This is a genomic window from Serratia sp. Ag1 (assembly GCF_000743355.1).
Taxonomy (GTDB): domain Bacteria; phylum Pseudomonadota; class Gammaproteobacteria; order Enterobacterales; family Enterobacteriaceae; genus Chania.
This window is the reverse complement of sequence record NZ_JQEI01000001.1, coordinates 1-24,582: the sequence shown is the minus strand read 5'-3', so window position 1 is coordinate 24,582 and position 24,582 is coordinate 1. Positions and strand designations below refer to the sequence as shown.

The window sequence follows — 24,582 nt, the reverse complement described above, 5'->3', positions numbered from 1 at the left end:
ACGTTGCAGCTGATTACGCTGTACTCAACGATTCAGCAAAGATTTAATGTTGCTTTTATGTGAACGAATTAACAAGCGTTCCAGATCCTGATATGCTGGCTGAGCGGAACCGGGCACTGTACCTTACAGTCCAGGATATCGACAGCAGTGCCCCGTCAGTATTATGCCCTTCATGCTTGAAGCCAAAACAGCGCAACTCGAACAATGAAAGGTATAAAACTCCAGGCACCATAAATGACAATGAGAGCGAGGAGAAAGTCGTGCTAGAAGAATACCGTAAGCACGTGGCCGAGCGTGCTGCAGAGGGCATCGTCCCTAAGCCATTAGATGCGACACAAATGGCAGCGCTGGTTGAATCATTAAAAAATCCGCCAAAAGGCGAAGAAGAATTTCTGTTAGACCTGCTGATTAACCGTGTACCACCGGGCGTCGATGAAGCCGCCTATGTCAAAGCAGGTTTTCTGGCTGCTATCGCCAAAGGCGATGCCACTTCTCCCCTGGTTACCCCCGAAAAAGCCGTTGAACTGTTAGGCACCATGCAGGGCGGTTACAACATTCATCCCCTGATCGACGCGTTGGATAACGCCAAACTGGCACCGATCGCTGCCAAAGCATTGTCCCACACGCTGTTGATGTTCGATAACTTCTACGATGTAGAAGAGAAAGCCAAAGCGGGCAACCCGCATGCCAAACAGATCATGCAGTCTTGGGCCGATGCAGAATGGTATCTGTCGCGCCAGCCATTGGCAGAAAAGCTCACCGTTACCGTGTTCAAAGTGACCGGTGAAACCAATACCGACGATTTGTCCCCGGCGCAGGATGCCTGGTCGCGCCCGGATATTCCGTTGCATGCGCTGGCGATGCTGAAAAACGAACGTGACGGCATCAATCCCGATCAGCCGGGCAGCGTTGGCCCGATCAAGCAGATCGAACAGTTAAACAAGAAAGGCTTCCCGCTGGCCTACGTCGGTGACGTGGTCGGCACCGGTTCTTCCCGTAAATCTGCCACTAACTCGGTGCTGTGGTTTATGGGCGACGACATCCCTCATGTGCCGAACAAGCGCGCTGGCGGTGTGGTGCTGGGCGGTAAAATTGCACCAATCTTCTTCAACACTATGGAAGACGCCGGGGCATTGCCGATCGAAGTAGACGTGTCCAATCTGAATATGGGCGATGTGATCGACATCTTCCCGTACAAAGGTGAGGTACGTGACCATGAAACCGGCAAACTGCTGGCCAGCTTCGAGCTGAAAACCGACGTGCTGCTGGATGAAGTGCGTGCCGGTGGCCGTATTCCATTGATTATTGGCCGTGGCTTGACCACCAAAGCGCGTGAAGCGCTGGGTCTGCCGCACAGTGAAGTGTTCCGTATTGCCAAGCCGGTGGCGGCCAGCAACAAAGGCTTCTCACTGGCGCAGAAAATGGTTGGCCGTGCCTGTGGCGTAGCGGGTGTGCGCCCTGGTGAATACTGTGAGCCGAAGATGACTTCCGTGGGTTCACAGGATACTACCGGGCCGATGACCCGCGATGAGCTGAAAGATCTGGCTTGCCTGGGCTTCTCTGCCGATCTGGTGATGCAGTCATTCTGCCATACTGCCGCTTATCCTAAGCCGGTTGACGTGACGACTCATCACACTCTACCGGACTTTATCATGAACCGTGGCGGTGTTTCGCTGCGCCCGGGCGATGGCATTATCCACTCTTGGCTGAATCGTATGTTGCTGCCAGATACCGTGGGTACCGGCGGTGATTCACATACCCGTTTCCCAATTGGTATTTCCTTCCCGGCAGGTTCTGGCCTGGTGGCATTTGCTGCCGCGACCGGCGTGATGCCGTTGGATATGCCGGAATCGGTGCTGGTGCGTTTTAAAGGTAAAATGCAGCCGGGGATCACCCTGCGCGATCTGGTGCACGCCATCCCTTACTATGCGATCCAAAAAGGGCTGCTGACTGTTGAGAAGAAAGGTAAGAAAAACATCTTCTCTGGTCGTATCCTGGAGATCGAAGGTTTACCAGAACTGAAAGTTGAACAGGCATTCGAACTGGCAGATGCTTCTGCCGAGCGCTCTGCTGCCGGTTGTACCATCAAACTGGATAAAGCACCGATCCAGGAGTATCTGAGCTCCAATATCGTGATGTTGAAGTGGATGATCGCTGAGGGTTACGGCGATCGCCGGACGCTGGAACGTCGTATTCAGGGCATGGAAAAATGGTTGGCGGATCCGCAACTGCTGGAAGGCGATGCGGATGCGGAATATGCGGCAGTGATCGAAATCGATCTGGCCGATATCAAGCAACCGATCCTGTGTGCGCCAAACGATCCGGACGACGCGCGTCTGCTTTCTGATGTGGCCAACAGCAAGATTGATGAAGTATTTATCGGTTCCTGCATGACCAACATCGGCCACTTCCGCGCGGCGGGTAAACTGTTGGATCAGCACAAAGGTCAATTGCCAACCCGTCTGTGGGTGGCACCACCGACCAAGATGGATGCGGCTCAACTGACCGAAGAGGGCTATTACAGCGTCTTTGGCAAGAGCGGGGCGCGTATCGAGATCCCGGGTTGTTCACTGTGCATGGGTAACCAGGCGCGTGTGGCTGATGGGGCGACGGTGGTTTCCACCTCGACGCGTAACTTCCCGAATCGTTTGGGCAATGGTGCTAACGTTTATCTGGCTTCTGCAGAGCTGGCGGCAGTGGCATCGCTGCTGGGCCGTCTGCCAACGCCAGACGAATACCAGACTTACATGGCGCAGGTCGACAAGACGGCAGCGGATACTTATCGCTACCTGAACTTCGACCAACTGAGCCAGTATACTGAAAAAGCTGACGGTGTGATTTTCCAGACTGCAGTGTAATTCAGTAAGTTGTACCAATATTTAGCGGGGGTCTTTTGGATCCCCGTTTTTTATTGGCTTGCTATCTCTAGAATTTATCGTTACTATCGCGGCGTTTTTTCCATTCACATTATGCAAAGGAGGTACATCATGAATTATCAAGCACTGTTTACCCTTTGCAGGTCGTATTCTCAGGCTTAATTTCCTGTTTTCCGCGTAGCCGTACAGGTGTACTCTAAATAAGTTGCAGCCAACGCACATGCAACTTGAAGTATGACGAGTATATTGCTCTGGTTCCGGCCTGCCACATCCAAATTATATTAATTAATCATCAGGATTGGTTATGGGCAATATTATACGCTCCGTTGCGCCGCGAGTTTCATTGATCGCGTCGGAACACACCTGGATTGAAGGAAATGCAATCCAGCAATTAGAAATTACGGCCAAGCTGCCAAGTATGGTACGCGTTGTCGGGATGCCTGATTTGCATCCGGGCCGCGGTTATCCCGTGGGTGCTGCTTTCTTTTCACAACATCGTTTTTATCCAGCGTTAATCGGTAATGATATCGGTTGCGGCATGTCATTATGGCAAACGGATTTAACTGCCATGAAACAGTCGTTGGATAAATTAGAAAAAAATCTGGGCAATATTGATGGCCCGTTGGATGACGACATCCTCGGTGATATTCCACCAGCACTGGCACCTTATGCGCATAGCTTGGGGACCATTGGGGGCGGTAATCATTTTGCCGAGCTTTTACAGGTTGATGAAATATATCAGCCGGATGTCATCTTCGATAAAAAGCGCCTGATGCTGCTGGTACACAGCGGCTCACGGGGGTTGGGCCAAACGATATTGGAACAGCATGTTGGCGCACATGGGCACCATGGGCTGCTTGAAAATAGCAAAGAGGCGGATGATTATCTGCAACAGCATCAGCAGGCGCTGGACTTCGCTGCTTTCAACCGGCAATTGATCGCCGGGCGGATACTGAAGCGCTTGCGTACTGTGGGCAATTGTCTGCTGGATATTCATCACAACCTGTTAGCACCGGCCACTATTGAAGGTGTACCGGGTTGGCTGCACCGTAAAGGTGCTACCCCTTCTGACGAAGGGATGGTGGTGATCCCGGGCTCACGCGGCGATTACAGTTATGTGGTTCAGCCGTTGCCAGCAGCCAGCAGTTTGTTCTCACTGGCACATGGCGCTGGGCGTAAATGGATGCGCACAGAGTGTAAAGGTCGTCTATCTGCACGTTTTAGCGTGGAACAATTGGCTAGGACGCGTTTTGGCAGCAGGGTGATTTGCCGCGATCGACAACTGATCTATCAGGAAGCGCCAGAAGCTTACAAGCCTATCGATAGCGTGGTGGGAGCGTTGCAACAGGCTGGCTTGGTTACATTACTGGCCCGCATGAAACCGGTACTGACGTATAAAACCAGCGGAGGGCAGGAATGATCCTATTACAGATTTCTGCCGCCCATGGCCCGGATGAATGCTGTCTGGCGGTAAGCCTGGCACTCCGGCAGTTTTATCGAGAGGCTCATGCTATGCAGGTAGAACTGCACGAAGTTGAGCGGGAAAACGGACGCCAGGCGGGAACATTGCGCTCGGTGTTGTTGATGCTCAGTGGCACATCAGCCGAACAGTTGGCTGAGCGCTGGTGTGGAACTTTGCAGTGGATCTGCGAAAGTCCATGGCGTAAAGGGCGTGCCAGAAAGAACTGGTTTATTGGGGCTGCGCGTTTTTCTCCGGCAACCATACCAAGAGAAAGCGAGATTCGTTTTGAAACCTTGAAATCATCCGGCCCTGGTGGGCAACACGTGAATAAAACGGAATCAGCGATTCGCGCTACCCATATTGCCAGCGGAATTAGTGTTAAGGTGCAGACGGAACGCAGTCAGCATGCGAATAAACGTTTGGCGTGTTTACTGATCGCGCATCGGTTGGAACAACTCGAACAACAGCAGTTGGATGAACAACGTGCCCAACGATGGATGTTTCATCACCAAATTATTCGTGGAGCGCCTGTGCGTATTTTTAAAGGGAATGACTTCACGCCATCCCAATAATCCGCGCGTTAATGGCGAGTAGTCATAAATAGCCTATCGTCCTGATGGAATAACCCGATAGGCTAATCAACAAGAAGAAAAACAATGGATGTACAAAGAAAATATGGTCGGACGTACCATTATCCTTTCTCACCGGGAACCACCAGTGACGATAGGATCAATAAAAAATATTGGCAAGACATGCAGTTGATTAATTTATTAATACATACTGAAAAACTCGACGGTGAAAATAACTGCCTGAATCAATATGGAGTGTTCGCTCGCTCACATGCTGCGCCGACGGTTTCGCCCTGGACACGTCAGATCCGTCAGCGTTGGCAACAGATTAAAAATGATCTCGGTGATATCGAGCTGTTTGGTGAGAACGTATATGCCACTCACTCTATTGAATATCGCGCTTTGGAACAGGACTTCTACTTATTTGCGGTACGCTGCAAAGATATCTGGTTAAGTTGGGAGGAAGTCAGGTTTTATGCTGCATTATTTGATTTCGCCTGTGTGCCTGAGTTAGCGCTGAGCGATCAACGTCAGACAGAAGCGGAATATCGAGCATCTATCATTGAACAGGCTGGCGAGGCTGGGTGTTTTGCACCGCATGATGTTCATACTGGTTTGCCCTGTAGCATGGAAGGGATCGTCACACGTAATGCGGCTGAATTTCCGGTGGCGCAGTTTTCCCATAACGTTTTTAAATACGTGCGTAAAAACCATGTGAAGACGGATCGCCACTGGAGAGTAAACTGGCAACGAGCGCGTATGGCGCATGAGTATCATCAGGAGGAAGGCCATGTGGTGCCTAAGTAAGGATAAACAGTGGACCAGGTTGGCTGAAAAGTTTCGCTGGGTGGCTGATATGCATCAGGTACCGCAAGATCCCCGGCACCATGCTGAAGGGGACGTTGCAATTCATACCCAACGCGTGTTGGCCGCGCTGACCGGGGCGAAAGAGTTTATTGCGTTGCCTCCGCAACAGCAGGAACTGCTTTGGTCGGCAGCCTTGCTGCACGATGTAGAAAAGCGCAGCACCACGCGTGTCGAGGCCGATGGCTCGGTGACCTCCCCTAATCATGCCAAACGTGGTGAACAGACTACGCGCTCAATTTTGTACCGGGATATCGTCACACCGTTTCAACTGCGTGAACAGATTGCTGCTTTGGTGCGTTTTCATGGTTTGCCACTGTGGATCATGGGGCGCCCTTCGCCAGAGCGGGCGCTATTGTCTGCCGCATTACGGCTGGATACGCGGTTGTTGGCGATTCTGGCTCGGGCCGATGTCATGGGGCGCGACTGCGAAGATCAGGCCGCTTTGCTGGAGAATATCGAGCTGTTCGAACTTTTTTGCCAGGAGCAGCGATGCTGGGGGCAGGCACGTCCTTTTGCCAGTGATTACCAGCGTTATCACTATCTGACGCATCCGCAGGCCAGCGTTGATTTTGAACCTTACGAACAGTTTCACAGCGAGGTTATCCTGCTTTGTGGCTTGCCGGGGATGGGTAAGGATCGATATATCGCGCGGCATGCACCTGAGATGGCGGTTATCAGCCTGGACGATATCCGCCGCCAGCACCGGTTGTCCCCGTCAGATAAAAACGCGACGGGGTGGGTGGTACAACAGGCCAAGCAGCAGGCAAAAGTGTTGTTACGCCGAGGCGAATCTTTTGTGTGGAATGCGACCAATATTACCCGGCAATTGCGTAGTCAATTGGTTGAACTGTTTACGGCCTATCGGGCAAAAGTGAAGATTGTGTATATCGAGGTGCCCTATAAGCAGTGGCAGCAGCAAAATGCCGGGCGGGAGCACAGTGTACCGATTAGTGCCATGGAACGTATGCTGAACAAATTGGAGATTCCGCAGGCGGATGAAGCGCCTGAAGTGGAATTGCAGATTCAGGACATTAAGTAAAATAGCCTGTTACAGGGTATAATGCTGAAAAACCAGGTTATTATAACCTTTCCTGAGCACTGGTTGGTGAAGTAGGCTGGTGATTACTAATTTGCGGGTATTTTCACCCCGTTACCCACTTTGCGAGCTTTCCCTGAGACAGTCGCGAATTAACGTTTAAACTAATAAAAACGGCTCAGGAGGGCATGCTATGGATTACGAATTTCTGCGTGACGTTACCGGTCAGGTGGTGGTCAGATTTTCGATGGGGCATGAGGCCATCGGGCATTGGATCAACGAAGAGATCAAGGGTGATTTTAATCTGCTGGATCGCATTGAGGCTGGTGCCGCAGAAGTTAAAGGCAGCGAGCGTCAGTGGCAGTTAGAAGGTCATGAATACACCCTGCTGATGGATGGCGAAGAAGTGATGATCCGCGCCAACCAACTGGAGTTTGAAGGCGACGAAATGGAAGAAGGGATGAACTACTATGACGAAGAAAGCCTCTCTTTCTGTGGTGTAGAAGATTTTCTGGCAGTGTTGAAAGCTTATCGTTCCTTTATGCTGAATTACTGATTTTCCCTCATTTAAAGAGGTGTTTCTCGTGAAGCACCTCTTTCACTTCATCTCCGAGTTATTGCTTTATCCTGATTAAATTAAGTCAAAAAATCATTATGCTGATTTTTTAATCTGCGACTCAGCGCCCGTTTTGCCTTTTTTGATTCAATATAATCAATTTGATTGAAATGAATCATATCGGAGAGGCAAGGATGAAAATTAAGGCGGCAATAGAGAAAATCCCTGGCGGGATGATGGTCGTCCCACTGGTGCTTGGCGCGATGATCAATACTTTCGCTCCGCAGGCGCTGCAGATCGGTGGTTTTACCACGGCGTTGTTCAAGAACGGCGCGGCTCCGTTGATTGGTGCTTTCCTGTTATGTATGGGGGCTGGGATCAGCTTCAAGGCGGCCCCACAGGCGCTACTGCAAGGCGGTACCATCACATTGACCAAATTGCTGATCGCGATGGCGCTGGGATTAGGCGTTGAACATCTGTTTGGCGCAGAAGGCATTTTCGGCCTTACGGGGTTGGCGATTATTGCCGCCGTGAGTAACTCCAACGGCGGCTTATATGCAGCGTTGGTGGGGGAGTTCGGCAATGAGCGGGATGTGGGAGCGATTTCGATTCTTTCTCTGAATGACGGGCCATTCTTCACCATGATCGCTCTTGGCGCCGCTGGCATGGCGAACATCCCGATGATGGCGCTGGTGGCGGTGTTGGTTCCATTGTTGGTAGGAATGCTGTTGGGGAATCTGGATCATCAGATGCGTGATTTCCTGACCAAAGGTGGCCCGATCCTGATTCCTTTCTTTGCGTTTGCTCTGGGAGCAGGGATCAACCTGGAAATGCTGCTGCAAGGCGGCGTTGCTGGAGTGCTGCTCGGCGTATTGACCACGTTTGTCGGCGGTTTCTTTAATATCAAGGCCGATCGGCTGGTGGGTGGTTCGGGGATTGCCGGTGCGGCAGCATCCAGTACCGCAGGGAATGCGGTAGCCACGCCGCTGGCGATTGCCCAGGCGGATCCGTCATTAGCCAGCGTGGCCGCTGCCGCTGCCCCGTTGATCGCTGCTTCGGTGATCACCACCGCCATATTGACCCCGATTCTCACCTCTTGGGTCGCGAAGCGTAATGCAGCAAAGGGCGCTGTGGTGGAGAAAACGGCATGAAAATGGTTGTTATCGCTGATGATTTTACTGGTGCCAATGATACCGGGGTGCAATTGGCGAAAAAGGGCGCACGCACCGACGTGGTTCTCAGCGAATTACCGCGTTCCACACAGCGTACCGATGTGCTGGTGATCAACACGGAAAGCCGGGCATTAACTGCCGCGATAGCTAAAACCAAGGTTGCCGAAGCCTTGCAGCCCTATTGCCAGAGCGACGCTCCACCATTGGTGTATAAAAAGATCGATTCTACCTTTCGCGGTAATGTGGGGGCCGAAATAGAGGCCGCGATGATCGCCAGCGGTGCGCAATTGGCGATCGTTGCCGCCGCAATCCCAGCTGCTGGCCGGGTGACTCGCAATGGACAATGCTGGGTTAATGGCGTACCGCTGGCAGAAACCGAGTTTGCCAGCGATCCAAAAACACCGATTGTTTCTTCACACATTAAAACCTTGCTCGGCTTACAGAGCGATTATCCGGTTTATGAATTGGATTTGCTGATGGTACGCGCTGGCAAGCTAGGCGCTGAATTACACAAGATAAGCCAGACAGGCCCGGCGATGGTGGTGGTTGATGCGGAAACTGATGCCGATCTGGCGCTTTTGGCGCAGGCCACCCTGCAACTTAGCGCGCGTTATTTACTGGTGGGGGCCGCCGGGTTGGCGAATGCACTCCCGGCAAGCTGCTATCTTGCCGAGCGCCAGCGTTTGCCGGTGTTGGTAGTTGCCGGTTCGATGAGTGAGGCTACCCAGCAGCAGATCAGGTTTGCAGCCGAAGAGCAATTGCTGGGCGTGGTCGACGTGGATGTTGAAGCGTTATTGCAACCAGACCATCAGAACGCGCTTGAAGCGATTATCCACCAGGCAGCAGCGGTACTGCGAGACAGGCAACATTGCGTGTTGCGTACCTGTCGGGATGCCAATGCCCGCCAGATGATCGATTTATTGTGTGAACGATATCATCTCTCACGCCAACAGTTAGGTGACCGGATTAGTGAGGCATTGGGTGCGGTCACGTTGGCGATTATTAATCAATCACAAATTGGTGGGTTATTCCTTACCGGTGGAGATATCGCGATGGCGGTTGCCAGAGCGCTAGGGGCAGAAGGATACCGGATCACCCACGAAGTTGCCCCTTGTGTTCCGTGCGGCACCTTCGTGAACAGCGAAATAGATGATTTACCGGTGATCACCAAAGCGGGTGGGTTTGGCGGTGCAGCAACGCTGCGTGATGCCCTTTATTTTGTCGAGGAGATGTACAGTGGTAAATAACACGATTGCAGTCACCATGGGGGATCCTGCAGGCATTGGGCCAGAAATTATTATCAAGGCATTGTCTGAAGGGGAGTTGGCGGGAACGCCAGCGGTTGTGGTGGGTTGTCTGCAAACGTTGCAACGAATTCAGGCTTTACGGATCGTGCCAACGGTAGAGTTAAAGCCGATCCAGCGCGTTTCGGAGGCACGCTTTGCACCCGGTGTGATCAACATTATTGATGAACCACTGGAGGATCCCGCTGCGCTAACACCAGGGAAAGTGCAATCACAGGCGGGCGATCTGGCCTACCGTTGTGTGAAGCGTGCCGCCGATTTGGCGATGGCTGGCGAGGTGAAAGCGATAGCGACTGCGCCGCTGAACAAAGAGGCGTTGCATCTGGCTGGGCATCTGTACCCTGGTCATACTGAACTGTTGGCGCACCTCACCAACAGCCGGGATTACGCCATGGTGTTGTATACCGACAAGCTGAAAGTTATTCATGTTTCCACGCATATTGCCTTGCGTAAATTCCTTGATACCTTGAATGCGCAACGCATTGAGACGGTGGTAGCGATGGCGTATACCTTCCTCAAGCGTGTCGGTTATCAACAGCCACGTATTGCTGTTGCCGGGGTCAATCCCCATGCGGGTGAGAATGGCCTGTTTGGCGATGAAGAGATCACCATTGTCAGCCCGGCGATTGCGGCGGTAAAACAGCGTGGGATCGATGTTTATGGCCCATGCCCGCCGGATACTGTGTTCCTGCAGGCGTACGAAGGGCAATATGACATGGTGGTGGCGATGTACCACGATCAGGGGCATATTCCGCTTAAGCTGCTGGGTTTTTATGATGGGGTGAATATTACCGCCGGTTTACCGTTTATCCGTACCTCCGCTGACCACGGTACGGCGTTTGATATTGCCTGGACAGGTATAGCCAAGTCTGAGAGCATGGCGATCTCGATTCAACTTGCCACGCAGTTGGCATGATCAAACGGATGTTATGAAGCCACAAAGCCGTCAAAACCAGATTCTGGAATTCCTCAAAGCCCATAATCTGGTTACCGTTGAGCAACTGGTCAGCGCGATTGATGCTTCCCCAGCTACCATCCGGCGCGATCTGATCAAGCTGGATGAGCAGGGGATTATCAACCGCAGCCATGGCGGTGTGGCGCTCAACCGGTTTATTCCTTCTCAGCCTACGACCAACGAAAAGCAGCTGCGTTATCCGCAGGAAAAACGCGCGATTGCCCGCCAGGCGGTAACGATGGTAAAGGCTGGTGACGCGCTGGTGCTGGATGCCGGAACTACCATGCTTGAATTGGCCCGGTGTTTAACCCATCTGCCGTTACGGGTGATCACCGCCGATCTGCATATCGCTTTGTTTCTGTCCGAGTTCAAGCAGATAGAGGTGACCATTATCGGTGGCCGGATTGATGACAGCAGCCAGTCGTGCATTGGCGATCACGGGCGCAGGTTGCTGCGGGGGATTTACCCGGATATCGCTTTTGTCAGTTGTAACTCGTGGAGCATGGAGAAAGGGATTACCACCCCTACCGAAGAAAAGGCGGGCCTGAAACAGGATCTGATGGCCAATGCCCGGCAGCGGGTGTTGTTGGCCGACAGCAGCAAATACGATGCCTACTCGTTGTTCTGCGTGGCTCCACTTGGCAGCCTGACGGATATTGTCACTGATAAAGCTTTACCCGCAGCGGCACAGCGGCAACTGGCTGATCTCCCTTGCAGTTTGCATCTGGTGTGAAATACAGATCGGGCACGGCCACAATAACTCATCCAGGGCAACGGACGTTACCCTGGAGGCCAGAATTACAGATGTGGAATATTCCGCCCGTAGTAGATCTCTTGCATCTCTTTCCACAATAGGTCGGTAATTCTTTTACGCTCGATAGTGCTGAGCTCTTCCGGTTTGGCGTTGAACAGGTAGTGCTGTAGATCGAAATCTTTCAGCAGCATCTTGGTATGGAAAATGTTTTCCTGATACACATTCACATCCATCATGTGGTACAGCGACTTCATATCTTCCGACATGAAGTTCTGGATCGAATTAATCTCATGATCGATGTAATGCTTCACGCCGTTCACGTCACGGGTAAAGCCGCGCACGCGGTAATCCATGGTGACAATATCGGACTCCAACTGGTGGATCAGGTAATTCAGCGCCTTGAGCGGTGAAATCACCCCACAGGTAGAAACTTCAATATCAGCGCGGAAGGTACATAAGCCGCCTTCAGGATGGCTTTCCGGGTAGGTATGAACGCAGATGTGGCTCTTATCCAGGTGGGCTACCACCGTATTGGGCAGCGGGCCGGGGTGTTCCGAGGTATCGACATCTTTAGGGTCGACCGGTTCTTCGCTCACCAGAATCGTCACGCTGGCACCTTGCGGATCGTAGTCCTGACGTGCGATGTTCAGAATATTAGCGCCAATGATCGAGCAGGTTTCGCTGAGGATCTCGGTCAGGCGGTTGGCGTTGTATTGTTCGTCAATGTAGGCGATATAGCCATCGCGATCGTCTGCGGTTTTGGCGTAACAAATATCGTAAATACAAAAACTCAGGCTCTTGGTCAGGTTGTTAAAGCCGTGCAGTTTAAGCTTATGCAATTGGGGTCACCTTCCTTATCTTTTCGATCTTCTCGCTTAACGTGAAACGTTCAGTGCGTCGAGCAAATACTGTGGCAGTGCGAAGCTGCCGACGTGAATTGCCGGGTTGTAATAGCGGCAGTGTAAGCCAGGTTGATTAACGCGCTGCTGCAGCGTAGCGATATCAAGCTGGCGTAGCGCCGGATCTTGGCTCGCCCAGGCAAAAGTCATGATGCCACCGTAGTAGGTGGGGATCGCCGCCTGGTAGAAGCTGACATCGTTGAAGTACTGGTTCAGCTTGGTGTGGCTGTTGACCGCTTCCTCCTGCTGCAGGAAGCAGACACCGTTTTGCGCTACAAAGATGCCACCTTCGTTCAGGCAGCGTGCGCAACCTTCGTAGAACGCGGAAGTAAACAGGCTTTCACCCGGGCCGATCGGATCGGTGCAATCAGAGATGATCACATCGAATTTTTCCGCAGTCTGGGTCACAAAATTAACACCATCATCGATCACCAGCTTAAAACGGGGATCGTCATAGGCTCCAGCGTGATGGTTAGGCAGATACTGACGGCAGAACTCAACAACGCCAGCGTCGATCTCGACCATTGTGATCTGCTGTACCCCCTGATGACGGCTGACTTCGCGTAACATGCCGCCATCGCCACCGCCGATGATCAACACTTTCTTCGCCTGACCATGCGCCAGCAGTGGTACGTGGGTCATCATTTCGTGATAAATAAATTCGTCGCGTTCGGTGGTTTGTACCACACCGTCAAGCGCCATCACGCGCCCCAGTACCGGGTTTTCAAAGATCACCAGGTCCTGATGCTCGGTTTTTTCACGGTACAGCACTTTTTCAACCGAGAAATACTGGCCGAAGTTGGCATGCAGCGTTTCATACCAAATATCTTGCTGGGTCATGTGCGGTAAACTCCGTAAACAGCCATGAAAATGGCGCAATATCATAGCTAACTCTGCCGGAGGATGCACGGCAGAATTCAGCAGGGAGGGCGCTAAAACGTGGGGTATTTAATTGGCGTAGGCCAGCAGGCTCAAAGAGTCACGGGCCAGAGATTTGCACTTGTTAGCGGTTGGAATAGCAATACCGCTGAGATCGCGATAACTCTCTTCACCCAGCGTCTTCATATTGAAGCTATTGTAATTGCTCAGATCCCAACGGTTCTGCTGAGCGAAATAGATAATCGCGCGTTTGATTTGCGCATTCGGCAACTCTTGGTATCCGCACTCGTTTTTAAGATAGACAAAAACCGCCGTCAAATCGGCCAGATCTTCTGCCTCAGATTCATTCAGTGCCAAACTGGTATTGGAAAATCCCAGCGTGGTCAGCAATAGCATCAATAACGTTGTTTTCTTCATCATAAAATAGACCTGTTTATTATTTGCTGACGTTACCACACTTGTTCGTAAAGGCCGCAAACTTATTACACGGGCTTAACTTTAATTCAGAGTATACCCGTCATATTTCAAGTTGCTTGGTATTGGCTGCGTGATTCCTTTCTGCCCCTTAGATCTATTGCTTGACCTTCCCGCAGGGGGAGGGTTTAGGCTGCTGGCGTTGAGCTATCAATCACTGAAATAGGGAGTCAGCGATGTTACGCCGTGATTTTATTAAATTGACCGCCGCTCTAGGTGCAGCCAGTGCCTTACCTCTGTGGAGCCGGGCAGCCTGGGCTGCCGACCAGCCCGCTTTACCCATCCCTCCGCTATTGTTGCCAGATGCCCAGGGCAACATTGCCCTGACGTTGCAAACCGGTGAAATGAACTGGCTGCCAACCGCAGCAACGCGTACTTGGGGTATCAACGGGGCTTTATTGGGCCCGGCGGTGCGTTTGCAGCGTGGTAAACCGGTTAAGGTCGATATCAGTAATAAACTGCCGCAAGCCAGCACCGTGCACTGGCATGGGCTTGAGATCCCGGGCGATGTTGATGGCGGCCCACATGCGTTGATTCACCCTGGGAGCACGCGCACCGTGAGCTTCACGGCCGATCAACCTGCGGCGACTTGCTGGTTCCATCCCCATACTCACGGCAAAACCGGCCATCAGGTGATGATGGGGCTGGGTGGGTTGGTGCTGCTGGAGGATGATGAAAGCAGCCAATTGCCGCTGCCGAAAACCTGGGGCAAAGACGATATTCCGGTGATCCTGCAGGATAAGCGCCTGGGGAAAGATGGCCAGATCGAATATCAGTTGGACGTTATGAGCGCTGCTGTTGGCTGGTTTGGCGATCGTATGTTTACCAACGGCGCGGCCTATCCGCAGCACATTGCTCCGCGTGGTTGGCTGCGATTGCGTTTTCTTAATGGTTGCAATGCGCGCTCACTCAATCTGGCTGCCAGTGATAACCGGCCTCTGTATGTGATTGCCAGTGACGGTGGTTTCCTCGCTGAGCCGGTAAAATTGACCGAGTTACCGATCCTGATGGGCGAGCGTTTTGAAGTGCTGGTGGATGCCTCTGACGGCAAACCGTTTGATATCGTCACCCTGCCAGTCGTGCAAATGGCGATGACGTTGGCCCCATTCGATAAGCCGTTGCCGGTGTTGCGTATTCAACCTTCGTTGGAGCAAGGTGTAAAAGCGATGCCGGATAGCCTGGTGAAATTACCTGCATTACCACCGCTCGCGGGCCTGCAGGAACGTTTGCTGCAGCTGTCGATGGATCCCAAACTTGATACCTTGGGGATGCAAGCTCTGATGGATCGCTATGGGCAGCAGGCGATGGCAGGGATGAGCATGAATCATGGGAATACCAACAATATGGCCGGGATGGATCATGGCGATATGCAAGGTATGGATCACAGTAAGATGGCGGGGATGGATCACAGCAACATGGCGGGCATGGATCATGGTGCGAAACCCTTCGATTTCAGCAATGGCAATATGATCAACGGTAAAGCCTTTGATATGAACAAGCCGATGTTCACCAGCAAGCGTGGCCAGTATGAAAAGTGGACTATCTCGGGTGAGGGCGACATGATGCTGCATCCGTTCCATATTCACGGCACCCAGTTCCGCATTCTGTCGGAAAACGGCCAAGCGCCAGCGGCGCATCGTGCTGGCTGGAAAGACACCGTACTGGTTGAAGGCAAACGCAGTGAAGTGCTAGTCCGCTTCAATCATCTCGCCAGCGCGGAACAGGCTTACATGGCCCATTGCCATCTGTTGGAACATGAAGATACCGGCATGATGCTGGGCTTTAACGTGGTTGACTGATCTTCGAGCAACTCGTGGCGATGCACTCGCGTCGCCACGGTCGGTCAGCTATGTTAAACTCTGCGCCTTTCCTCCGGCAACTGACCTGAAAACTATGAAACACACCGTAGAAGTAATGATTTCCGAGCAGGAAGTTAAGACCCGTATTGCTGAGCTTGGCCGCCAGATCACTGAACATTACCGCGACAGCGGCAGTGAAATGGTGTTGGTCGGGCTGTTACGCGGTTCTTTCATGTTTATGGCCGATCTGTGCCGTACTATCGAAGTGCCGCATGAGGTCGATTTTATGACAGCCTCCAGCTATGGCAGCGGTATGTCCACCACGCGCGATGTGAAAATCCTCAAAGATCTGGATGAAGACATTCGTGGTAAAGATGTGTTGATCGTTGAAGACATCATCGATTCTGGCAATACCTTGAATAAGGTGCGTGAGATCCTGGCGCTGCGTGGGCCAAAATCTCTGGCGATCTGTACGCTGCTGGATAAACCTGAACGCCGTGAAGTGGATGTGCCTGTGGAATTCGTTGGTTTTGCCATCCCAGATGAGTTCGTCGTCGGTTACGGTATTGATTATGCCCAGCGTTATCGCCATCTGCCGTATATCGGCAAAGTGGTGTTGCTGGACGAATAACCGGGCAAGCGCCGGTTATTGAGAACAAGGCGCGGAACCGCGCCTTGTTGGCAGATTATAGGCCTTTATCCTGCAGCAGCGTGGCTATCGCTTTGCGGTAGCCCATTTCCAGGCTTTCGCGGCTGGTGGCGGTCACTTCCAGGTCGCGCAAGCGGCCATCCTGAATCCCATATACCCAACCGTGAATCATCACTTTCTGGCCGCGTTTCCAGGCGGATTGCATGATGGTGGAATGGCCCAGGTTATACACCTGTTCGATCACGTTGATTTCGCACAAGACATCCAGGCGCTGTTCCGGTTCCAGTTCGCCCAGCAGTGAGCTGTGTTTGTACCAGAGATCGCGAATGTGCAGCAGCCAGTTATTGATCAAACCCAATTCCGGGTTTTCTACCGCAGCTTCTACGCCCCCGCAGCCCAGGTGACCGCAGATAATGATATGTTCGACTTCCAGTACGTCGACGGCATATTGCACTACGGAAAGGCAGTTCAAATCGGTATGAATTACCAGATTGGCCACGTTGCGGTGAACGAACAGTTCCCCTGGCTCCAGGCCAGTCAGGCGTTCGGCAGGAACGCGGCTGTCGGAGCAGCCAATCCACAAGAATCGCGGTTTTTGCGCCTGTGATAAACGTTCAAAAAAACCGGGGTCTTCTTGGTTGATGGTAGTGGACCAGGCTTGGTTATTGGCGATGAGCCTTTCGATTTCTTTCATGGCGGTTATTGGCCTGTAATGAACGAATTGCGTTGATGTAATATAGGGCAAGCGTCACAATTTGGAAATCGGAACAGTGAGGCTAATTTTCCGCACGGATTCGACTCAGTCAGCTGGCGGCTGGTGGTAAACTCGTTCTCATTGTCAGACACAGCAGCATACACATCTCCACAAGGTACTCTCTAACCTATGAATTATGCACTGGAAATAGCGCAGTTGACCAAAACTTACGCTGGTGGCGTAAAGGCATTGCGCGGCATCAATCTGAACGTCGAAGCAGGGGATTTTTATGCCCTGCTGGGGCCGAACGGTGCCGGGAAATCGACAACCATCGGCATTATCAGCTCGCTGGTCAACAAAACCTCGGGCACAGTTCGGGTGTTTGGTTACGATATCGACAAAGATATCGTCAACGCCAAGCGCCAGCTTGGGCTGGTGCCACAGGAGTTCAACTTCAACCCGTTTGAAACCGTGTTGCAGATCGTGGTCAACCAGGCGGGCTATTACGGCGTAACGCGGCGCGAGGCACTGGCGCGGGCAGAGACATACCTCAATCAGCTCGATCTGTGGGGCAAGCGCAACGAGCGTGCGCGCATGCTCTCGGGCGGCATGAAACGCCGCCTGATGATCGCTCGGGCCTTAATGCACCAGCCGAAGCTGCTGATTCTGGATGAGCCCACCGCCGGGGTCGATATCGAGTTGCGCCGCTCGATGTGGGGGTTCCTGAAAGAGCTTAATGCTCAAGGCACCACTATCATCCTGACTACCCATTATCTGGAAGAAGCCGAAATGCTGTGCCGCAACATCGGCATTATCCAGAACGGTGAACTGGTGGAAAACACCTCAATGAAAGGGCTGCTGGCGAAGTTGCAGTCGGAAACCTTTATTCTCGATCTGGCGACGAAAAGCCCATTGCCGAAGCTTGAGGGTTATCACAGCCGCCTGACGGATACCTCCACGCTGGAAGTGGAAGTGATGCGGGAACAGGGGTTGAACGGTTTATTCGCCCAATTGAGTGCTCAGGGCATTCAGGTGTTGAGTATGCGTAACAAGGCGAACCGGCTGGAAGAACTGTTTGTCACCCTGGTCAACGGTAATGGGGAAAAATCATGATGCATTTGTATTGGGTGGCGTTGAAGAGCATCTGGGCCAAGGAAATCAACCGGTTTATGCGTATCTGGATCCAGACGCTGGTCCCGCCGGTGATCACCATGACGCTCTACTTCATTATCTTTGGCAACCTGATCGGCTCGCGTATCGGTGAAATGCACGGCTTTGACTATATGCAGTTTATCGTCCCTGGTCTGATCATGATGGCGGTGATCACGAACGCCTATGCCAACGTGGCGGCGTCGTTTTTCAGCGCCAAATTCCAGCGTAATATCGAAGAGTTGCTGGTGGCACCGGTTCCCACTCATGTGGTGATCGCCGGTTACGTTGGCGGGGGCGTCGCGCGTGGTGTTTGTGTCGGCATTCTGGTGACGGTGATCTCGCTGTTCTTTGTTCCTTTGCAGGTTCATGACTGGTGGGTGATCGCAGTTACCTTGCTGCTGACGGCGATCCTGTTCTCGCTGGGTGGCCTGCTTAACGCGGTGTTTGCCACTACCTTTGATGATATCAGCCTGATCCCGACCTTTGTGCTGACACCATTGACCTATTTGGGCGGAGTATTTTATTCGCTGGCCTTGTTGCCGCCGTTTTGGCAGGCAGTCTCCAAACTGAACCCGATCGTGTACATGATCAGTGGATTCCGCTTCGGCTTCCTGGGTATTTCCGATGTACCACTGGTGTTAACGATGGCGGTACTGGTGGCATTTATCGTGGTGTTCTATACGCTTGCCTGGTATCTGATCGAGCGTGGCCGTGGTTTGCGTTCCTAGTTGGAGCCCGTTTCCCCTCTTCCCGCTGCGGAAGAGGGGGGATTATTGATTTGACACAGCTATTAACGAAATCTATAAAATCGCATCAATAACCCCTTTCTTGCTGTTCTAAAAATCGTGCTATGCTGACGCTCCAGTTTTTTCTCGATTTTTCACTACTGTACTCGTAAGCAGAGCAAATCATGCGGTTTCAACATAAGATAGCGGCAATGCTACTCGGCATTTTTGTTTCTTTGATAGCACCGGCAGCCTTGGCGAATTTGCTGTCAGAAGGCGGTGCTGTTAAATCTGAATACATGGAAGTGCAACGCGATAGCGAGGTTTATTCGCTGATCGGTGAACATGTCATTCCGGTGGCTGAGGTGAAACGGGGGCAACTGATCCAGGTATTCCCCGCTGCAGCTGAATATTATGAATTCAAGTTTGGTCACGGCACCGGTTTTATTGATAAAAACGATGTGCGGAGCATCAGTAAGTCGCGCAAAAAAATGAAGGACAGCTTGGGTGAGCTGAACAAGCCGCTGACTAACCAGAATCTGATTACCCCACGGTCAACCAAGGTTTACACAGCAGCAGATAGTGAAAGTGCAGTCTTCGGCGTGCTTGAAGAGAACCTGCGTTACCCTATCATCGGCAAGCTGAAAGACCGGTTTAATAACACCTGGTATGAGGTCAATATTGGCCAACGTCTGGGGTATGTCAGTGAACTGGACGGTGAAATCGACGACGGCATCCCGGTGCTGACTTATCACCATATGTTGAAGAATGAAGAGAATAAGCGTTTTCGCAATACTTCAACCACCACGTCAGATACCGCATTCAGTAACCAGATGACTTACCTGAAGCAGGCGGGTTATGACACCATTTCTCTCTATCAGTTGGAAGCCTACCTGAAGAATCAGATTAACCTGCCAGCTAAAGTGGTGGTACTGACTTTCGATGATGGGTTGAAGTCGGTGTATCGCTACGCTTATCCGGTGCTGAAGGCTTATGGGTTCCGTGCCACGGCGTTTGTTATTTCTTCACGGATCAAACGCCATCCACAGAAATGGAATCCCGATTCGCTGCAGTTTATGAGTATTTCTGAACTGAGAGAAATTCAGGATGTGTTTGATATCCAGACACATACCCATTTCTTGCATCGCTTTGACAACAAGCGTCGGCCCGTCTTGTTGAGCCGTTCGCTGCATAACATTACGTTTGATCTTGAGCGTTCAAGGCGTGCGTTGTCGCAATTTAACCCGCATGTGCTGTATCTGGCATATCCATTTGGTGGCTATAACCAGAATGGCATCCAAGCGTCAAAAGATGCCGGGTTGCATATGGCATTGACCACCGTGCAGGGGAAAGTGAGGCTTGGGGATAATCCCTACACCTTGAAACGGCTATACATCTTGCGCACCGATTCTATTCCGGTGATGGCGGAGCGGATTGCCAACAAGCCAAGCAGGTTGGCAGCGCAGTAAAAAAGAAACCGGGTGCAGAAGCACCCGGTTGTTTTTTGTACTTATTGTTTTTATTACCATCATATTATTTTCTCTAACAGAAAGTCGCTGGAATTAGAGTTCTGGTTGCAACAGCCTGGGCTTGGCGGATATTCTCTCCTTGAATGAGATTAATTTGTATTAAGATAATTCTAATTGTTGGTTTTTTCTTGAGCTATGTTGGTTTATCGCTATTTTAAACTTCACTTAGCTGAGTAAAAAATAACAGTTACATCAGTAACATGTCATAACCTTTTAAAATCTATCTATTTGTTTTTCATTAATTTTCATGCTATGGGTATTCGAGTTATCTACAATAACTATCATAAAATCAAGGCATAATTCTCTTCTCTTGCTTTTGTGGCGGAGGGCAAACTCCATCCAACAGAAAGCAGCTACCACCCTCACACACAGCTTCATTGAGCCTGGAATGTTAGAAAAACACTAATATTTGTTACCAGATATTTGGCGTTTTAAACAGACTTGACTATATTTCCCTTATTCACCGGAAAACCATGCGATCCTTCGTATGAGCTTTTTTAATCGAAATATTTCTCAAGCGGCTTTCTTTAATAAATCATTATTTAATTGATTAAATTTTAACTTTAAAGCTGTTTTTATGTGGGCATTACAACCAGGAGGTGGTGTTATGAATCATATATATCGTGTTATTTTTAATAAGGTTTTAGGTGTCTATCAGGTTGTCTCCGAGCTAGTCAAATCCCCGGCTAAAGTCAGTTCTAGTGTCGTCTCATCGCAATGTGTAGTTAAACTGTCAACTTCAAAAACGTTACTTGCCCTGCTGATGGGTCAAATGCTAGGAATGGGGGCGGCAAACGCGGTACAAGTTGTGGTTCCAGTCGGTGGTAATATTTATACCTCTCTGAATGCGGGGAACTATGAATTATTGCTGAGTGGTGATGCGGTCTGGAATACCGTTTTTCCGATAAATAGCGCGGCACGTTCAACCATTTTCATCGATGGGGCAGGCAACACGGTCACCGTCGGGTTAGCTAACCGCCTGTTCGATCCGATCAGTCAAAATAACAGTAACTTAACGTTAAATAACACCACTTTTATCACACCTGCTTCGACCACTAACACACGCGCCAATCTGTTTAATTACACCTCTAATGTTAATTCATTGCTGACTCTTGATGGCACGACTTTTACTGGTTTTGGTGGGACAGACACGGGTGCTACTGGTTCTGGAGCCAACATTATCTATGTGAACTCCGCGAGTGCAAATGTGACGGTGGATGGGGGCGTGAACGGTGTCACCTTTGCCAATAACCGCAGCACATACGACGCGGCAGGGGCCGTTGCCCTGAACAACGGGACGCTCAATTTCAACGGTGCCGTCACCTTTGATAATAACTGGACCGGCAACTATGGCGGGGCAATGAGTGTCTATAGCGTGACTAACGCCGCCAATTTTAACGGTACGACACTGTTTAAGAATAACCATGCTACGGTTTTTGGCGGGGCGATAGATATTTGGGGTGGGCCATCCACTCTCTCTTTCAATGGCTCAACCACTTTTGATGGTAACTATATTTATTATCAGGCTGCTAATAGCGGAGATAGCCCGACTCATATCAACGATCAGCATCCACGCGGTGGCGCAATTAATATTGGCTATGTTAGCCCAGGTGCGACAGGGACTGCGGTTATTTTCAATGCCTCAACCTCTTTCCTGAACAACTATGTGGTGAGCACTGGCGCGCTGACCAGCAATAGAAATGCTCTGGGGGGCGCCATTAGTGCTTATGGTAATGGGGCAGCCCTCCTTTACAAATACATTTTTAACGCCCCGGTTCTGTTTCAAGGGAATTACGTCTATGCCACCAATGCTGCTGGGGTGGCAAACGGTGGGGCCATTTATTATGACTCTTCCGCAGCACTGATCGATTTTTCCTCCGGTGCTCAATTCCTTGGCAACTACGCCAAAAGTCTCGGGGGGGCTATTTATCTGCAATCAGGAACCATTAACCTGAATGCGGCCACCGATGATATTCGTTTTGAGGGGAACTATCAGGGAGCGAGTTTTGATGGTTCAACCAACGCGTATCAACCAATTATCGGTAGTGGTATTCCCAACGCTGTGTATCTGGGCAGCTCTGGTAATCTGAATTTCAATACGACTAACGGCCACAAAATACTGTTCTACGACCCTATCGCCTCGATTGCTGGCTCAACGGTGACCGTGACAAAAACGGGTGACGGCGAAGTGATCTTCTATGGTGACAATGGTGCTACCAGTAATTTTGACTCAAATATTCGCGCCAATACGGTCGTTTCAGGGGGGTATTTCACTCTGGATGACGCGGTTAAATATGGGGTAGCTGGAGCGGGTACCTTCGTCGCTAACTCAAGTGGGACCGTGCGTGGTGGCCAAGGGGCACAGTTGAATGCACAAACGGTAACCATTCAGTCAGGTGGCAGCCTTGCGGGTACTGGCGGTAATTTTACCGTCAACGCCAATACGTTTACTATCCAGAACGGCGGTGGGATATCTGGGGTGGGGACACTTTTGGCACCCTCCAACATCAGTCTGGCGGGGGTAATCAATGCGAATATTACTGGCACCGACCAACTTAATATTGCGGCTAATCTGTTGGGCGCAGGGGGCGTAAGCAAGATCGGCAGTGGGACGCTGAACCTGCAGAATGCGAATACCTATACTGGCGGGACGACGATTAGTGATGGCACCCTGTTAACCAGTATCGCCAATGCTTTTGCCAGCAGCAGTGCTGTCACAGTCAACGGCACGCTAGCGCTGAATAATTTTAACCAAACGGTCAATCTGTTATCTGGGGCGGGCAATATCAACCTGGGAACGGCGACCTTAACGGAAAATAATACGGCTGCTACCACCTTTAGCGGCGCGATCAATGGCAGCGGTAGTCTGGTAAAAACTGGGGCTGGAGCCTTAACACTTTCGGGTAGCAGTAGCTATAGCGGGGGAACCAGCATTAATGCCGGTAGAATTATTGCTACAGAAGGCAGTTCTTTTGGTACAGGAGCAATTACCAACGGGGCGACAGTCGAATTGGCATTTGCCAGTGATAAAACGTTGAGTAATGTGCTGAGTGGATCGGGGGCTTTTGTTAAAAGTGGTGCAGGTAATGCGACGCTAACCAGCAGTGGCTCCAGCCAGGGGGCGGTCAGCGTGAATGGGGGAACGTTGACCTTGGCGCAGAATGGCGTCTTTAACAGCGGTGCTTATACCACCGCTGCCGGGGCGAATACCACCATAGGTAATACCGCACAGTTGAACGTTAATGGGGCCTTTACGCAGAGTGCGGGTTCCGGCCTGTTCGTTGATATCAGTAATAATCCACCGTTGATCACGGCAACCAGTGCGGCATTGAACGGTGTGCTCTCCATTATCGGTTTTAGCGCACCAGAGCCTAGCTCAGCCAGTGCTGCTTTTTCTACCCTATACAGCATATTGGAAACAACCAGCGGTATCAGCGGTGACTTTAGCAGTAAAAATATCAGCGGTGCGGCCAGTAGCGTTGACTATTTGACCATCTCAGCCAATAAAAGCAGTGATAACCTGCGTTATCAGGTGGGGTATGGCTTGACTTGGCAGGAGGGCACTACTGCTGGAAACGGTACTTTCACCCTGGCAGGGGTGGGCGACAATTTTAATGTGGATGTCGCTTTGAACGATGAGGCCGCATCCCTCACTGGTTGGAATGGACGCGATCTGACTAAAGCGGGTGCGGGCACTCTGACGCTGTCGGCACAGAACGGCTATACCGGAACCACCACCGTCAGTGGGGGTACGCTGAGCCTGGGGATCGCCGATGCGTTGGCCACCAGCAGTGCCGTGGCCGTGGACAGTGGCACCACGCTGGCGCTGAATAGCCTGGACCAGACCGTACAACAACTGAGTGGCGCGGGGAACGTTACGCTGGGTAGCGCCACCCTGACCGCCAGCAACGGCGGTAGCAGCACGTTCAGCGGGATAATGAGCGGCAGCGGTAATCTGGTGAAAACCGGTGGCGGTACGCTAACGTTATCGGGCAGCAATAACTACACCGGAACCACCACCGTCAGTGGCGGCACGTTGAGCCTGGGGATTGCTGATGCCCTAGCGACCAGCAGCGCAGTGACATTGGGCAGTGGCACCACCCTGGCGCTGAACGATCTGGCTCAGACCGTACAGCAACTGAGTGGAGCGGGGAACGTTACGCTGGGTAGCGCGACCTTGACCGCCAGCAACAGCGGTAGCAGCACGTTCAGCGGGATAATGAGTGGCAGC

20 protein-coding genes are annotated in these 24,582 nt (G+C 51.5%); 16 read left to right on the top strand and 4 right to left on the bottom strand.

Features of this window, described 5'->3' with window-relative positions:
• The first annotated feature begins 260 nt into the window (after positions 1-260).
• The 10 genes from acnB to IV04_RS00055 all read left to right on the top strand — a co-directional run bounded on the left by acnB (position 261) and on the right by IV04_RS00055 (position 11,530).
• On the top strand, positions 261-2,858 hold the full coding sequence (acnB, locus tag IV04_RS00100) for a bifunctional aconitate hydratase 2/2-methylisocitrate dehydratase (protein WP_037403480.1): 2,598 nt from the start codon (positions 261-263) through the stop codon (positions 2,856-2,858).
• A gap of 322 nt (positions 2,859-3,180) precedes the next feature.
• Positions 3,181-4,296, top strand: a complete 1,116-nt coding sequence (locus IV04_RS00095) for an RNA ligase RtcB family protein (protein ID WP_037403481.1) — start codon at positions 3,181-3,183, stop codon at positions 4,294-4,296.
• Positions 4,293-4,910: a peptide chain release factor H gene (prfH, locus tag IV04_RS00090; RefSeq protein WP_037403482.1), complete on the top strand. Its 618-nt coding sequence runs from the start codon at positions 4,293-4,295 to the stop codon at positions 4,908-4,910. Before IV04_RS00095 ends, prfH begins: the two co-directional genes overlap by 4 nt.
• A gap of 84 nt (positions 4,911-4,994) precedes the next feature.
• On the top strand, positions 4,995-5,714 hold the full coding sequence (locus tag IV04_RS00085) for an RNA ligase family protein (RefSeq protein WP_037403483.1): 720 nt from the start codon (positions 4,995-4,997) through the stop codon (positions 5,712-5,714).
• Entirely contained in the window at positions 5,698-6,813 is a 1,116-nt protein-coding gene (locus IV04_RS00080) for an AAA family ATPase (protein WP_037403485.1), read from the top strand. Before IV04_RS00085 ends, IV04_RS00080 begins: the two co-directional genes overlap by 17 nt.
• A 190-nt stretch (positions 6,814-7,003) precedes the next feature.
• Positions 7,004-7,366, top strand: coding sequence for a protein YacL (yacL, locus tag IV04_RS00075; RefSeq protein ID WP_037403487.1), 363 nt, complete (start codon positions 7,004-7,006; stop codon positions 7,364-7,366).
• Positions 7,367-7,560: 194 nt separating this feature from the next.
• Positions 7,561-8,517, top strand: coding sequence for a 2-keto-3-deoxygluconate permease 1 (locus IV04_RS00070; RefSeq protein ID WP_037403488.1), 957 nt, complete (start codon positions 7,561-7,563; stop codon positions 8,515-8,517).
• Complete coding sequence (locus IV04_RS00065) at positions 8,514-9,785, top strand: four-carbon acid sugar kinase family protein (RefSeq protein WP_037403490.1); 1,272 nt, start codon at positions 8,514-8,516, stop codon at positions 9,783-9,785. Before IV04_RS00070 ends, IV04_RS00065 begins: the two co-directional genes overlap by 4 nt.
• Entirely contained in the window at positions 9,745-10,758 is a 1,014-nt protein-coding gene (locus IV04_RS00060; protein ID WP_037403492.1) for a D-threonate 4-phosphate dehydrogenase, read from the top strand. Before IV04_RS00065 ends, IV04_RS00060 begins: the two co-directional genes overlap by 41 nt.
• A gap of 13 nt (positions 10,759-10,771) precedes the next feature.
• Entirely contained in the window at positions 10,772-11,530 is a 759-nt protein-coding gene (locus IV04_RS00055) for a DeoR/GlpR family DNA-binding transcription regulator (protein ID WP_051916474.1), read from the top strand.
• 65 nt (positions 11,531-11,595) lie between these two features.
• On the opposite strand, the gene speD is transcribed toward IV04_RS00055, so the two are convergent.
• From speD to IV04_RS00040, 3 genes are all read right to left on the bottom strand, one after another.
• Positions 11,596-12,390: an adenosylmethionine decarboxylase gene (gene speD, locus IV04_RS00050; protein WP_037403495.1), complete on the bottom strand. Its 795-nt coding sequence runs from the start codon at positions 12,388-12,390 to the stop codon at positions 11,596-11,598.
• 36 nt (positions 12,391-12,426) lie between these two features.
• Complete coding sequence (gene speE, locus IV04_RS00045) at positions 12,427-13,290, bottom strand: polyamine aminopropyltransferase (RefSeq protein WP_037403496.1); 864 nt, start codon at positions 13,288-13,290, stop codon at positions 12,427-12,429.
• Positions 13,291-13,398: 108 nt separating this feature from the next.
• The gene (locus IV04_RS00040; RefSeq protein ID WP_037403512.1) at positions 13,399-13,746 is read right to left on the bottom strand and encodes a YacC family pilotin-like protein; all 348 of its coding nucleotides are present in this window, start codon (positions 13,744-13,746) and stop codon (positions 13,399-13,401) included.
• Positions 13,747-13,979: 233 nt separating this feature from the next.
• Here IV04_RS00040 and cueO point away from each other — a divergent pair, with 233 nt between their 5' ends.
• Positions 13,980-15,602 (top strand): multicopper oxidase CueO, encoded by a 1,623-nt coding sequence (gene cueO / locus IV04_RS00035; RefSeq protein ID WP_037403498.1) that lies wholly within the window; start codon positions 13,980-13,982, stop codon positions 15,600-15,602.
• Between the two features lie 94 nt (positions 15,603-15,696).
• On the top strand, positions 15,697-16,233 hold the full coding sequence (hpt, locus tag IV04_RS00030; RefSeq protein WP_037403499.1) for a hypoxanthine phosphoribosyltransferase: 537 nt from the start codon (positions 15,697-15,699) through the stop codon (positions 16,231-16,233).
• Positions 16,234-16,288: 55 nt separating this feature from the next.
• Here hpt and can read toward each other — a convergent pair whose 3' ends face one another.
• Entirely contained in the window at positions 16,289-16,945 is a 657-nt protein-coding gene (gene can, locus IV04_RS00025) for a carbonate dehydratase (RefSeq protein WP_037403500.1), read from the bottom strand.
• Positions 16,946-17,134: 189 nt separating this feature from the next.
• Here can and IV04_RS00020 point away from each other — a divergent pair, with 189 nt between their 5' ends.
• The 4 genes from IV04_RS00020 to IV04_RS00005 form a co-directional block, all read left to right on the top strand.
• Positions 17,135-18,058: an ABC transporter ATP-binding protein gene (locus tag IV04_RS00020; protein WP_037403501.1), complete on the top strand. Its 924-nt coding sequence runs from the start codon at positions 17,135-17,137 to the stop codon at positions 18,056-18,058.
• A complete protein-coding gene (locus IV04_RS00015) occupies positions 18,055-18,825 on the top strand; it encodes an ABC transporter permease (protein ID WP_037403502.1) in 771 nt (256 codons plus the stop codon). Before IV04_RS00020 ends, IV04_RS00015 begins: the two co-directional genes overlap by 4 nt.
• A gap of 182 nt (positions 18,826-19,007) precedes the next feature.
• Positions 19,008-20,291 carry a polysaccharide deacetylase family protein gene (locus tag IV04_RS00010; protein ID WP_037403503.1) on the top strand — a complete coding sequence of 428 codons (1,284 nt, stop codon included), beginning with the start codon at positions 19,008-19,010 and terminating at the stop codon, positions 20,289-20,291.
• Positions 20,292-20,958: 667 nt separating this feature from the next.
• A partial coding sequence (locus IV04_RS00005; RefSeq protein ID WP_200877125.1) for an autotransporter-associated beta strand repeat-containing protein occupies positions 20,959-24,582 on the top strand: 3,624 nt, incomplete at its 3' end.